The 12,111-nt window shown below is 61.1% G+C and carries 10 protein-coding genes; 6 read left to right on the top strand and 4 right to left on the bottom strand.

What is annotated here, in order from left to right; translation table 11 throughout:
- Positions 1-41: 41 nt before the first annotated feature.
- The 3 genes from ACILSQ_RS21585 to murA form a co-directional block, all read right to left on the bottom strand.
- The gene (locus ACILSQ_RS21585) at positions 42-617 is read right to left on the bottom strand and encodes a DJ-1/PfpI family protein (RefSeq protein WP_395745736.1); all 576 of its coding nucleotides are present in this window, start codon (positions 615-617) and stop codon (positions 42-44) included.
- 46 nt (positions 618-663) lie between these two features.
- Positions 664-1,566 carry a sugar phosphate isomerase/epimerase family protein gene (locus ACILSQ_RS21580; RefSeq protein WP_395745735.1) on the bottom strand — a complete coding sequence of 301 codons (903 nt, stop codon included), beginning with the start codon at positions 1,564-1,566 and terminating at the stop codon, positions 664-666.
- Between the two features lie 97 nt (positions 1,567-1,663).
- Positions 1,664-2,929, bottom strand: a complete 1,266-nt coding sequence (gene murA, locus ACILSQ_RS21575) for a UDP-N-acetylglucosamine 1-carboxyvinyltransferase (protein WP_395745734.1) — start codon at positions 2,927-2,929, stop codon at positions 1,664-1,666.
- Between the two features lie 139 nt (positions 2,930-3,068).
- On the opposite strand from murA, the gene ACILSQ_RS21570 reads away from it, so the two are divergent.
- The 6 genes from ACILSQ_RS21570 to ACILSQ_RS21545 all read left to right on the top strand — a co-directional run bounded on the left by ACILSQ_RS21570 (position 3,069) and on the right by ACILSQ_RS21545 (position 10,661).
- Complete coding sequence (locus ACILSQ_RS21570) at positions 3,069-3,473, top strand: BlaI/MecI/CopY family transcriptional regulator (protein ID WP_395745733.1); 405 nt, start codon at positions 3,069-3,071, stop codon at positions 3,471-3,473.
- Positions 3,474-3,479: 6 nt separating this feature from the next.
- Positions 3,480-5,228, top strand: coding sequence for a M56 family metallopeptidase (locus ACILSQ_RS21565; RefSeq protein ID WP_395745732.1), 1,749 nt, complete (start codon positions 3,480-3,482; stop codon positions 5,226-5,228).
- A gap of 94 nt (positions 5,229-5,322) precedes the next feature.
- Positions 5,323-6,858, top strand: a complete 1,536-nt coding sequence (locus ACILSQ_RS21560) for a polysaccharide lyase (RefSeq protein ID WP_395745731.1) — start codon at positions 5,323-5,325, stop codon at positions 6,856-6,858.
- A 40-nt stretch (positions 6,859-6,898) separates the two neighbouring features.
- Positions 6,899-8,860: a DUF1549 and DUF1553 domain-containing protein gene (locus ACILSQ_RS21555; RefSeq protein WP_395745730.1), complete on the top strand. Its 1,962-nt coding sequence runs from the start codon at positions 6,899-6,901 to the stop codon at positions 8,858-8,860.
- An 11-nt stretch (positions 8,861-8,871) separates the two neighbouring features.
- On the top strand, positions 8,872-9,315 hold the full coding sequence (locus ACILSQ_RS21550) for a hypothetical protein (protein WP_395745729.1): 444 nt from the start codon (positions 8,872-8,874) through the stop codon (positions 9,313-9,315).
- A complete protein-coding gene (locus tag ACILSQ_RS21545; protein WP_395745728.1) occupies positions 9,312-10,661 on the top strand; it encodes a DUF1501 domain-containing protein in 1,350 nt (449 codons plus the stop codon). Before ACILSQ_RS21550 ends, ACILSQ_RS21545 begins: the two co-directional genes overlap by 4 nt.
- A 15-nt stretch (positions 10,662-10,676) precedes the next feature.
- Here ACILSQ_RS21545 and ACILSQ_RS21540 read toward each other — a convergent pair whose 3' ends face one another.
- Entirely contained in the window at positions 10,677-12,101 is a 1,425-nt protein-coding gene (locus tag ACILSQ_RS21540; RefSeq protein WP_395745727.1) for a N,N-dimethylformamidase beta subunit family domain-containing protein, read from the bottom strand.
- Positions 12,102-12,111 lie beyond the last annotated feature (10 nt).

Below are 12,111 nucleotides of genomic sequence, written 5' to 3'. Positions count from 1 at the left end.
TTGGCGTTTTTTGCGGCTCTTTGCGGCCATTCACCTCCGGCTTAGATTCCCATCTTCTTGCGCTCTGCGTCCAGCGCTTTGATCCACGGCGCCACGAAGTGACCGCTGTCATGGTAGGTGCGGCCGGAGTACATGTGCTGGTCGATGACGCAGGGCTCGTTCACGTAGATGCCGCCGCAGATTTCGAGGTCGAACTTGCACTTGGCCACGGTGGCCATGCGCAGGCCTTTGACGATGTCCGCACGAGCGGGGATTTCCACACCGTGGCACACGCTGGCACAGGGCTTCTTCTGCTCCCAGAACCATTTGGTGATGCGCAGGAGATCGGCGTCCTCGCGGATGTACTCAGGAGCGCGGCCGCCGCTGAAGAAGATGCCCACGTATTCCTCGGGCTTGATGTCCTTGAAGGCGATGTCGGCGTCGATGCTGTAGCCTTCCCACTCCTTGGTGATGGTCCAGCCGGGCTTGATTTCATGCAGCACCATCTGGTACTTCCGCTTTTCCGGCGCGGCGACGACGGGCTTGTAGCCGCCTTCAATGAGACGGTAGAAGGGGTAGAGGGTGTCAACGGTTTCAGTGGCGTCACCGACGATGATGAGAACTTTGGCTTCGGACATGGTGTGTGGATGGAAGGGTGGAGTTTAGGAGTGTGGGATTGAAGGATTAACTGATGAGACTGTCGAGATGATTCCTGGCGCGAACGATCTCTGCCGTCGTTTCCGCCGCAGTGGGAAGAATAGGAATGCCACGCGGTGTGGGATGCATGAAGATTTCGGTGGGGCCGGTGAAATTCACAGTCTTCAGGGCCTGCAGCAGCGGCTTCCAGTCGAGCTTGCCGCGGCCAGGCATCTGCTGCAGCTCGTCTTCCTTGGGCATGGCTTTGGAGCAGCTCTTGCCATATTCCCAGGCATAGAAAAGCGTCATCTTCTGGTCGATGTGCTTGATGAGATCGGCGATCAGAGTCGTGTCCTGCGGCAGATGATAGGGTGCGAGGGCGATGCCGATGCCCGGGATGTCGCGAATGCCGTCTGCGAGCCAGCGCAGGGAGTCGGGTTTGTCGATGAGGTTGTTGATGTGATTCTCGATGCCGATGGTGACGCCATTTTCGGCGGCGAGCGCGGCATGCGGCTTCATCTTTTCCACAAAGGCCTTCACGTTCAGTTTGAGCTGCTCCGATGAGACTTTCCAGTCCCCTGCCCCACCGGCGACAATGAAAGTACCGCCCATTTTCTTCACCACCTTGATTTCATCGGTGAGGCGGAAGGGGCCGAGATCATAACGGGTGGTGCCGCCAAAGCTGAGCCCCTGGGCTTTGAGCATCTCCGCGAATTTGTCATGCCCGACGGCATCCATCTCTTCGCGCTGCGTGCCATGCTTCTTCGGCCAGAGCTCGATGCTGGCAGCACCGGTCTTCTTCACTTCCGGCAGGATTTTCGCCAGCGGCAGGCTGCCATACATGGAGGAGGCCAGCATGTAATTCAGCTTCCACGGCGCCCCCTCCGCCGCAAAAGCGGGTGCGGCCGCAAAGGCGGACAAGGACTGCAGGAAACGGCGACGGTTGGTCATGCGCGGATTAAACGCAGGCCAGGCCGATCCTTCATTCAGAGTTTCGTTTCTCTTCTTCAGGTTTTGCGGCAGGAGGAGGAAGGGGCAAAAGCGGCGCCTACCTATCCTGCACGCGCTCAAGCTGCGCGCCGAGGGCGGCGAGCTTGTCATCGAGATGCTCGTAGCCGCGGTCGATGTGATACAGGCGGTTGATCTCGGTTTTGCCTTCGGCCACGAGCCCGGCGAGCACGAGTGCGGCGGAGGCGCGCAGGTCGGAGGCCATCACTGGCGCGCCTTTGAGCACATTGCCGCCGCGAATGCGGGCGGTGGCTCCCTGCAGGTCAATGTTGGCGCCCATGCGTTTCATTTCGGCGCAGTGCATGAAGCGCTGCGGGAAGATGGTCTCGGTGATGGTGCTGGTGTCATTGATGACACAGGCGAGCGCGCACATCTGCGCCTGCATGTCGGTGGGGAAACCGGGATAGCAAAGCGTGGTGAGGTCGAAGCCCTTGGCGTTCGCATTGGGCTTCACCGTGATGCTGTCCTTGGTGATGTCGATGGGGAAGCCGCACTTGCGCATGGCATCGGTGACGGACTTCATGTGCTCCGGCATGACGCGCTTGAGGGTGACTCCATCGCCGAGCATCGCACCGGCCACCAGGAAGGTGCCGGCCTCAATGCGGTCTGGAATGACCACGTGCTCCGCGCCATGGAGCTCCTTCACGCCTTCGATTGTGATGCGGTTCGTGCCTGCGCCTTCAATCTTCGCCCCCATCTTGATGAGGAAGTTGGCCAGGTCCTCCACTTCGGGCTCAGCAGCAGCGCCCTCAATGATGGTGGTGCCTTTGGCCAGCACGGCGGCCATCATCACATTGTCCGTGCCCAGCACGGTGGAACCGTGCTTGCCCATCAGATTCATCGGGCCGCCCTTGAAGCCTTTCTTGGCGTTTACATAGATGTCGCCGCCTTCGACGGTGATCTGCGCGCCGAGGGCTTCGAGGCCTTTGAGATGAAGATCCACCGGGCGGTCACCGATGACGCAGCCTCCGGGTAGAGAGACGGTGCACTCCTTCAGGCGGCCGGTGAGCGGCCCCAGCACACAGATGGACGCGCGCATTTTGCGCACGAGGTCGTAAGGAGCGACGGATTTGATCTTCTCCGCCTTCACCACCACCACACCGCTGGCGCGCTCCACTTCGGCGCCGAGCTCGCCCAGGATGCGCACCATGTAGTTCGTGTCGCTGAGGTCTGGAACGCGGCGGATGGTGCAGGTGTCGTTGGTCAGGAGCGTGGCCGCGAGAATGGGCAGCGAGGAGTTTTTTGAACCGCTGATGTTGATGCGGCCCTTCAGAGGTGCGCCGCCGTGTACGATGAGTTTTTCCATGTGTGGATGCTTTGTGCTGCGGAAAGAGGCAGTGGCAAGCCAATCTTCGATTTCATCTTGGTGCAAAGACCGCTTGAAAAAAGTGCTTGCCCATTTGGATTACATGCGTAATCCGTGGATCACATTTGTAATCCAACTCATGGCACGACGCGCTCCCACTCCTCCCGCCCCAAAGATCTCTGACGCCGAATGGACGGTCATGAATGTCTTCTGGCATCGCGGCACCAGCACGCTGGCGGAGGTGGTGAAGGAACTGGAAGGACGCCTGCACTGGAAGCCGCGCACGGTGCAGAGCCTCATCCGCCGTCTGGCGGACAAAGGGGCTCTCGCTGTGGAGGCGGTGGGCCGGGAGTTTCGCTACACTCCCGCCGTGGCCCAGGACCAGTGCCAGCACGAGGAGAGCCGCAGTTTCCTGGATCGCGTGTTCAATGGCCGCCTCACACCCTTCGTAGCCGGCCTCATGGATCGTGAAGAAGTCACGCAAGATGACCTGGCCGCGCTGCGTGAAGTGCTGAATCAGGCCGAGAAGAAACTCAAAAAGTAGCTCCCCATGAATGCCGATGCCCTCCTCCACTGGCTGCTGCGCACGTCGCTTGAAGCCAGCCTCTTGATTCTCGCGGTGATCGGGTTGCGTCTCATCCTCGGAGCGCGCCTGAGCCCTGCATGGCGCATTGGATTGTGGATGCTGGTGGGCGCGAAGCTCATGCTGCCTGCATTCATTCCCGCGGGCTTTGGTTTGGGTGCCTGGTTTCAGGCGGAGAAAACCGCGCCAGCCGTTTACTCACCGGCCACGCCTTCGGTTCAATCCGTGGACTCGGTGAGCGTTCCCGACTCGGGGAGGGGCCAGCCGGTTTTCGGTTCACTCGCTGGTTCCCCCTCACCTGCGGCCAGGATTTCTGGCTACACGCTGGCGCTGTGTGTCTGGCTGGGAGGCGCTGTCTTTGTTTTTGGCGCGGCGCTGCGTCGTCAGCACCGCTTCAATGGCATCCTTCGCCAGCGCCCTTCTGCCAAGGATCCCCTCCCCCGGGCTCTCGTGGCCAGCCTGGCGCAGAAGGCCGGCATTCGCAAGCCCGTGCGCGTCCTGCTCATGCCTGCAGGCACCACGCCGGCCGTCGTAGGCATCACCCGTCCGACCATCCTGCTGCCCGAAGACTGGGAGACACGTTTTGATGAACACAACCTGCGCCATGTGCTGCTGCACGAACTCCTGCACGTAAAGCAGCATGACCTCCTCTGGAACTGGGCGGCCACCGCGGTGCAGGCGCTGCATTGGTTCAATCCGCTGGTCTGGTTCGTGGTCTCGCGCTTTCAGGCGGATCGTGAACTGCGCTGCGATGCGGGAGCGCTGGCGCTGCTCTCCCCCGCGGAACGGCTCGGCTACGGACACACGCTGCTCCGCATCCAGGAAACCTTTTTCGCACCTCCGGCCATGGCAGGGTTGGCCCCATGCGTGCGCAACCATCCCACCCTGCGTCAACGCATCCATATGATCGCCCACCCAACCGCCCGCCAGCCTGTGCTTCAACTGCTGCTCGTCCTCATGCTCAGCCTGCTCGTCGGCTACTCGTTCACGACCGCTCGCGCCGTGGAAAAAGAGGTGCCTGCCAAGGAACGCAGCCGCGATGGAGCACGTGCGCCCGAAGCTGAGAAGCCCAAGACCGGCGCGGCAGGCGAAGATGGCACCCCGGCCAAATCTCGCGAAGGTGACGGCGGCACCAAGAAGCCCGCAATGCGCGATGGTGACGGTGGCGCCAAGAAACCCGGAATGCGCGATGGTGACGGTGGCGCCAAAAAACCAGGCATGCGCGATGGCGAAGCAGGTAAAAAGACCGGCGCCCGTGATGGCGAAGGCGGAGCCCGGAAGCCCGGCACAGGAGATGGCGAGGGCTCACGCAAAACGGGAGCCCGTGATGGCGAAGGCGGAGCCCGGAAGCCCGGCACAGGAGATGGCGAGGGCTCACGCAAAACGGGAGCCCGTGATGGCGAAGGCGGAGCCAAGAAACCCGGCACAGGAGATGGCGAGGGCGCACGCAAAACAGGAACTCGTGATGGAGCCAGCACCACTTCGGGGGAGACCATCACGCTTCGCGTGGTCAAGAACGGCGAGGCGGTAATGGTGGGTGATGAAGAAATCTCGATGAACCGCCTGCGCGGACACCTGAGCACTTTTCTCCCCGCACACCCAGGAGCCAAAGTCGTCATCACCGGCGAAAGCAATGTCCCCATGAGTGCGATGAACAACACGGTGGATGCCGTGCGCGACAATGGGAACAAGAACGTGGGCATCCTGGCGGAGTGATGGCCTCAAAAACCTTGGGCAACGACCCGGAGCGCTGCGTGCAGTTCTCCGGGCCAGATGCCCAATGACTAACTCAGCATCCAACCACCTTGCCATGAACCGTTGGTTCCCAGCTCGCTTTGCCCGGCTCGCCATCGTGATTTCGGCAGTCGTCGTCCCGCAGCTTGTCCAGGCTGCCGCGCCTCAGGAGGTAAGCGCCGCGATCACAAAGGCGGTGGCCTTTTACCATTCCCGCGCAGCGGCGCACGGAGGGTATGTTTACCGTTACAGCGCTGACTTCACGCTGCGGGAGGCGGAGGGCATTCCAGGACCGGACACCATCTGGATTCAGCCGCCGGGAACGCCTGCGGTTGGCATGGCGATGCTGGACGCCTATGAGGCGACGAAGGATGAGAAATGCCTCGCGGCTGCGGTGGCGGCGGCACATGCAGTCACGCGCACGCAGCTTGCCTCGGGCGGCTGGGACTACTCGGGGCATTTCGATGCGAAGAACCGCGCATCACAGCTCTATCGGCGCGATGGCGAAGGCACGCTGATCGAGCGCAAAAAAGTGCCCGAGGGAGAGGGCGGCTGGCATGTGTGGAAACGTCATCAGAACAAGAACAATTACTCCACCTTTGACGATGATGTTTCCCAGGCGGCCACGCGTCTGCTCGTGCGGGTGGATCACGCTCTCGGAGGCAAAGATGCCGAGATCAAGGAGGCGGCGGACTTTGCGCTGAATGCGATCATGGCCACGCAATATCCGGCAGGCGGGTGGAGCGCAAACTGGGAAACATGGCCGAGCACGCCGCCGCCCGTGACGATGTATCCCGTCAAGTCCGGCAGCTATCCTGCCGACTGGCCGCGCACCTGGCCGAAGGACTTCACCGGCTGCTACGTGCTCAATGACAACACGCATGCCACGCTGATGAACACACTGCTGCTCGCCTGGACGTTGCGTGGCGATCAGAAGTATCTGGATGCAGCGAAACGCGGTGGAGATTTCCTCGTCACGGCTCAGATGCCCGATCCACAACCGGCCTGGGCGCAGCAGTATGATGCGGACATGCACCCTTCCTGGAGCCGTGCCTTCGAACCGAGCGCCATCTGCGGACGTGAGAGCCAGGCGGCCATGTGGGCGCTGCTGAAGCTGGCCGCAGCGTCAGGAGACAAGAAATACCTGGCTCCGCTCCCACGTGCGATCGCCTACCTGCGAAAGTCGCAGCTGCCAGACGGAAGAATCGCCCGCTACTACGAACTGCAGACCAACAAGCCGCTCTACTTTGAACGTGGCGAGGGCGGAAAGGGGTTTGTGCTGACTTATTCGGACAAAAAGGCCTCCTCCAACTACGGCTGGAAATGGGGCAGTGAGCTCGACACCCTGGAATCCTTTGGCCGGAAGATCTATCGCGGCGAGCCCGTCATTTTTCCCCGTGTCGAACTCGAGCGCTGGTCGTCTCCGCCCACTGATCAGGACATCGCGACCATCTTGAAGGAGCAGAAGCCCGATGGCTCATGGGCGGCGACTGACGATGAACGCGGCGTGATGCGCGATGCCAACGGCAAGAAAACCAAGCCTGCGGGCGGTGTCATTTACAGCCTCGACTTTGTTCAGAATGTGAAGGCGCTGTGCGCATCCCTCAAATGAAGGCGCTGTGCGCATCCCTCAAAACAAGAAAGTAACGCCCATGCAGATTCAACCACCCAGCGGTCTCAGCTCTCATCTCTGCGGTCTCTTCACTTCTGCGGTGCTTCTTTCTCTTCCGCTGGCCGCGGCTGAGAAATACGAAAACGCCACGCCGTGGTCATACCAGCGGATTCTGCGGCATCCGGTGCCAGCCGTGAAGGATGCCGCGTGGGTAAAGGATGACATGGACCGCTTCATCCTGGCGAGGCTGGAAAAGGACAACCTGCACCCCATCGGCGATGCCTCTCGTCTCATCCTCATTCGGCGTGCCTCTTTCGATCTGCGCGGCCTGCCGCCATCGCAGGAGGAGGTGGAGCGCTTCGTTCGTGATGCCGCGCCGGATGATGTGGCCTTTGCCAAGGTAGTGGATGCCTTTCTGCAGTCCGAGCGCTTCGGCGAACGCTGGGCCCGTCATTGGCTGGACGTGGTGCGCTATGCGGACAGCGTGGGCCGGGTGTGGAATGCGCCCTTCACCTATGCGTGGAAGTACCGCGACTGGGTCATCGACTCGCTCAATGCGGACAAGCCCTACAACCGCTTCGTGGCCGAGCAGATTGCCGGAGATCTGCTGCCCGCCCCCACCGTGCTGCAAAAACGCGACCAGATTGTGGGCACCGGCATGCTGGCGCTGGGCAGTGTGAATCTGCAGGAGGGCGACTACGAGCAGTTCGTGCTCGACCAGGTGGATGACCAGATCGATGTCGTCTCACGTGCCTTCATGGGCCTCACGCTGAGCTGCGCGCGTTGTCACGATCACAAAACCGAGCCGGTGAGCCAGAAGGACTACTATGCTCTGGCGGGCATCTTTTACAGCAGCCGCACGCTGCCCGGTCAGGCCAACCGCAGCGACATGAACGGCTCCGGCTACGTGGATCCTGAGATGCTCGTGGATCTGCCCACCAAGCTGGATGAGCCCGTAGGGCCGCCGCAAAAGCTGCCAGACGGCATCCACTCCATGGATGACATTCGTCTCCTGGGAAACCCGAAAGGCACCATTCGCTACGACGTGGATCCGCACTTCTGCATGGGCGTGATCGACGGCGAGATCAAAAACTGCGAGCTCGCCGTGGGTGGAGATCCGTATGACCGCAAGGCCGCTCCAGATCGCGGCAGCCTCGGCATGCCCGCCCTGCCCCCGCTGCCCAAAATCCCCGCGAAATCCTCCGGTCGCCTTGAGCTGGCCCAGTGGATGACACAGCCCACGCATCCCCTCACCTCCCGCGTGGCCGTGAACCGCATCTGGCAGCACCTCATGGGCGAAGGGATCGTGCGCACGGTGGATGACTTTGGCATCACCGGCAGCGATCCCACGCATCCTGAACTGCTCGATCATCTGGCCATTCGTTTTGTGGAGGGAGGATGGTCCGTGAAGAAAATGGTGCGCGCGATCATGCTAAGCCGCACCTATCGCCTCGCGAGCACTGGCAACGCCGAGCACCCTGATGCCGGAAACAAACTGCGCTGGCGCATGAACCCAAAGCGCCTCGAGCTGGAACCGCTGCGCGATACTCTGCTGCAGCTTGCGGGAAAGCTCACTTTTGACCGCCCCGAAGGCATCCAGGTGGCAGGCACCGGCGGCAAGGGAAGGCATGGTTTGACGCGCGGCTTGCTCGGTCCTGAGGAACCTTATCGCACCATCTATCTCCCGGTGGTGCGGGACAATGTGCCGGAGCTTTTCAGTACTTTTGATTTTCCCGGCCCCACGCAGATCAAGGGGCAGCGAGATGTGACCACGGTGGCACCGCAGGCGCTGTTCTTCATGAACAATGAGTTTGTCGGAGAGGTGGCGGAAGAAATCGCCAGCAAAGCCGGGAACGATGTAAAGGGAGTTTACCGCCTGGTCTTGATCCGGGAGCCTGCCAGCGATGAACTGAGCGACGCTGAAGCTTTGAAACGCGAGCTGGGGCTCGCATCTCTGGTGCAGGCGCTCCTGGGGACGGCTGAGTTCAGATATGTGTTTTAGTTTCCTGCGATATGAATTCACTTTTCACGCGATCCCTAGTTATCCTGTGTGCTGTGCTGCTGGAAGGCCGGCTGGAAGCACAGACCAATATCTCCACGAGGAATGGTGACTGGAACTCCACATTTGGGCAAATGGCGCCGCAGATTCAGAAGCTGATGCACGCAATCAAAACCACCGACATGCATCCGTATTTGTTGTCGGAACTCAAGAATCACACCTTGCTGGTGACGGACGTGAACGTTCTTGAGGATTCGTTTGTAGTGGTCGCCATCGAAGACGGGCATGGAGGTGAGAAGGTGGCCTTTGATTTTGATGAACAAGGAGGCTGGACCATCATTCGCCGTTCGCCTGTGGGCGACTGGAAGCCCAAAGAGCAGCGAAAAGGAGACCGGCTAACTCACATTCCGTTTCCGACCGAAACCGCAGCACCTCAACCCGGCACGAAGAAGCCATGACCACCCGTCGCTCCATCCTTCAATCTACATCGACCGGCTTTGGCTGGCTGGCATTCAACGCGCTGCATCAGCAGTGGGCCAGCGCCGCCGCGCCGCCGAAGACGATCAACCCGCTGGCACCCAAGCCGCCGCATTTTGCTGGAAAGGCAAAGCGGGTGATCTTCATGTTCATGCAGGGCGGCCCGAGCCACCTGGACACGTTTGATTACAAGCCGGAACTGGCGAAGGCGGAGGCAAACAAGGTGCAGAAGTACATGGGCAGCGTGTTTGAATTCAAACCGCGTGGCAAGAGCGGCACCATGATCTCCGAGGCGTTTCCGGAGCTGGCGAAGCACGCGGATGATCTCTGCCTGCTGAACGGCATGCAGACGCGCACGAATGCCCACCAGATGGCCACGGTGGCGCTGCATATCGGCAGCGAGACCTTTGTACGGCCTTCGATGGGCGCATGGATCGTCTATGGACTCGGCACCGAGGCGGAGGACCTTCCGGGCTTCGTCACGATCAATCCCGCTGCGGACAATGGCGGCGCGATGAACTACGGCTCGGCATTTCTGCCTGCAACCTTCCAAGGCACACGCCTCAGCACCGGCGGCGGTGGCGTGCCGGACCTGAGCAATGGATCGCTCAGCGATGCCCAGCAGCGGAAACAGATTGAATTCATTCAAAAGGCGAACCGCAAGCTGCTCAGCGGTGATCCGGGCAACCCTGAGATCGAAGGCATCATTCAGAGCTACGAACTGGCCTACAAGATGCAGACCAGCGTGCCGGAGGTGCTGGATCTCGACAAGGAGCCGCAGCACATCCGCGATCTCTACGGCCTGGACGACAGCGCCACCGAGCGCTTCGGCACCCAGTGCCTCATGGCCCGTCGCATGGCGGAAAAAGGCGTGCGTTTCATCCAGCTCACCTCCAATGGCTGGGACCATCACAACGGCCTGCGCGACAACCTCGCCCGGCAGTGCACCTCCATCGACAAACCCATCGCAGGTTTGATTGCCGATCTCAAGCAGCGCGACATGCTCAAGGACACCCTCATCATCTGGGGCGGCGAGTTTGGGCGCGGCAGCGGCTATGACAACGAGCCCTACAACGGACGCGGTCACAATGGCGGCGGCTACACCATGTGGATGGCCGGTGGCGGCGTGAAAGGCGGCTTCACCTACGGCAGCACCAATGACATGGGCAATACCGCCGAGACCGGCATCATTGGAACCCACGATCTGCATGCCACCGTGCTGCACCTGCTCGGCATCAATCACGAACGCCTGACCTATCGCTACGCCGGAAGAAACTTCCGCCTGACGGACGTGAGCGGTGAGGTGGCGAAGGCGATTCTGGCCTAGGAGCGCGAGCCTCCGCTATCTTCCCAGCGCCCGCTTCAGCAGATTCTCCGTGATGCGCTGCACGCGCGCGTCCGGCCCATGCGGACGTGAGTAGTGGCTCCACACGGGCATGTGGCCTGGCGGCTTGCTCAGGCCCTGGGCCCACCAGATGGTGGCGGCATTGAAGACAAAGTTGTCTTTCGGGCCGGGATAAAGCGTGGCCGTCCACTGCTGCGGATTGACTCCTCCCTGCCAGGCGGTGCCGCCGGCAACGACTTCCAGCCCTTCGATCTTGGCAGGATCCCCATGATACTCCCAGCCGACCATGCCGGGAATGGCATCGCCCTTCTTCATGCCAGTGCCTTCAAAGAGCCAATGGTTGGGCTGCGTGCAGATCCAGTCTCCGCCGCCGTTGACGGGAATCACATTGATGGCTCCCATCAGCAGTCCTTCATCCGGGCCGGTGGTGTGGCCTTCAAATTTCTTGAGCTCGTCAAACTTCGTCTGCCGTGCCAGGCCGCCGTAGGGCGCATCACGGGTGAGGATGCGGTTGGGCACGCCGCTCGTGGAATCGCGGAAGGGGCTCACCCAGCAGACGGAGTTGCCGGAGAGAAAAAGCAGGTTTACTCCGGCATCCCGCATGGCCATGGCGCTGTGGTACTGCCGCACGTCCCAGTATTCGTCATGGCCCGCGCTGATCCAGGCCTTGCACTTCAGGCCGCGCTCGGGCGTGACCATGTCGCTGTTGGAGCAGTAGCTCACATCATAGCCCTGCTGCTCGAGCCAATACGCGAGAGGAAACTCGAAACACAGCCACTCGCCGCTGCCCACAGACTGCGGATTTTCATAGATCTGCCGGTATTTGCCATATGGCCGGTCAAAGCTGATGTCGATGCCCGGCGGGCTGACCATGCCGGGATGGACGCCGTCATCGTAGAGAGAGAAAGTGTCCGGCCAGCGGTTGTAGGCCTGCCAGGTGTTGTCGCTGCACTGCAGCAGAATGTCAGCCTTGCGGTCGTCCTTCACGATGAAGACGATGTAGCTCTGCCAGTAGGGCTCGTCCGCGGAGGCGGGCAGTGTGGTGAGCCGGCCGAGATACACACCACTGAGCCAGTCCTGCGGAATGGTGATGGAGGTGGTCTTTTCCCAGCGGCATTCACGCAGGCGTCTTTCGCCCACCTGCGGCACGGGCTGCTCTTTGCCTTCAAAAGGCCCATGCTCCGCCATCAAACGCGCGCCGCGCCCGCCATAGTAGCCCGTGCGGAAGATTTCCAGCTTGAAGCGGGCGGCGGGTTTGGTGCTGACAAAGATGTCCAATGTCTCCCCTGCTTTGACCGACTGCCGGGAGCAATACCCTTCGATGAAGGAAGTGCGGATGCCCTCGCTTTTGTCGAGGCGCATCCGCGTGAGCTGCCAGTCGGTGGATCCAGGTTTGGAGTTTTCAGCGGTGATCAGGGACATTTCCTGAGTA

It is taken from the genome of Prosthecobacter sp. (assembly GCF_044227185.1).
Classification (GTDB): Bacteria; Verrucomicrobiota; Verrucomicrobiia; order Verrucomicrobiales; family Verrucomicrobiaceae; genus Prosthecobacter.
This window is presented reverse-complemented; position numbering and strand designations above follow the sequence as displayed.

Excerpts from the sequence above, each read along its gene's own strand:
- ACILSQ_RS21585 (WP_395745736.1), bottom strand. The coding sequence starts at position 617 with ATGTCCGAAGCCAAAGTTCTCATCATCGTCGGTGACGCCACTGAAACC.
- ACILSQ_RS21570 (WP_395745733.1), top strand. The coding sequence starts at position 3,069 with ATGGCACGACGCGCTCCCACTCCTCCCGCCCCAAAGATCTCTGACGCC.
- ACILSQ_RS21560 (WP_395745731.1), top strand. The coding sequence starts at position 5,323 with ATGAACCGTTGGTTCCCAGCTCGCTTTGCCCGGCTCGCCATCGTGATT.
- ACILSQ_RS21545 (WP_395745728.1), top strand. The coding sequence starts at position 9,312 with ATGACCACCCGTCGCTCCATCCTTCAATCTACATCGACCGGCTTTGGC.
- ACILSQ_RS21565 (WP_395745732.1), top strand. The coding sequence starts at position 3,480 with ATGAATGCCGATGCCCTCCTCCACTGGCTGCTGCGCACGTCGCTTGAA.
- ACILSQ_RS21580 (WP_395745735.1), bottom strand. The coding sequence starts at position 1,566 with ATGACCAACCGTCGCCGTTTCCTGCAGTCCTTGTCCGCCTTTGCGGCC.
- ACILSQ_RS21540 (WP_395745727.1), bottom strand. The coding sequence starts at position 12,101 with ATGTCCCTGATCACCGCTGAAAACTCCAAACCTGGATCCACCGACTGG.
- murA (WP_395745734.1), bottom strand. The coding sequence starts at position 2,929 with ATGGAAAAACTCATCGTACACGGCGGCGCACCTCTGAAGGGCCGCATC.
- ACILSQ_RS21555 (WP_395745730.1), top strand. The coding sequence starts at position 6,899 with ATGCAGATTCAACCACCCAGCGGTCTCAGCTCTCATCTCTGCGGTCTC.
- ACILSQ_RS21550 (WP_395745729.1), top strand. The coding sequence starts at position 8,872 with ATGAATTCACTTTTCACGCGATCCCTAGTTATCCTGTGTGCTGTGCTG.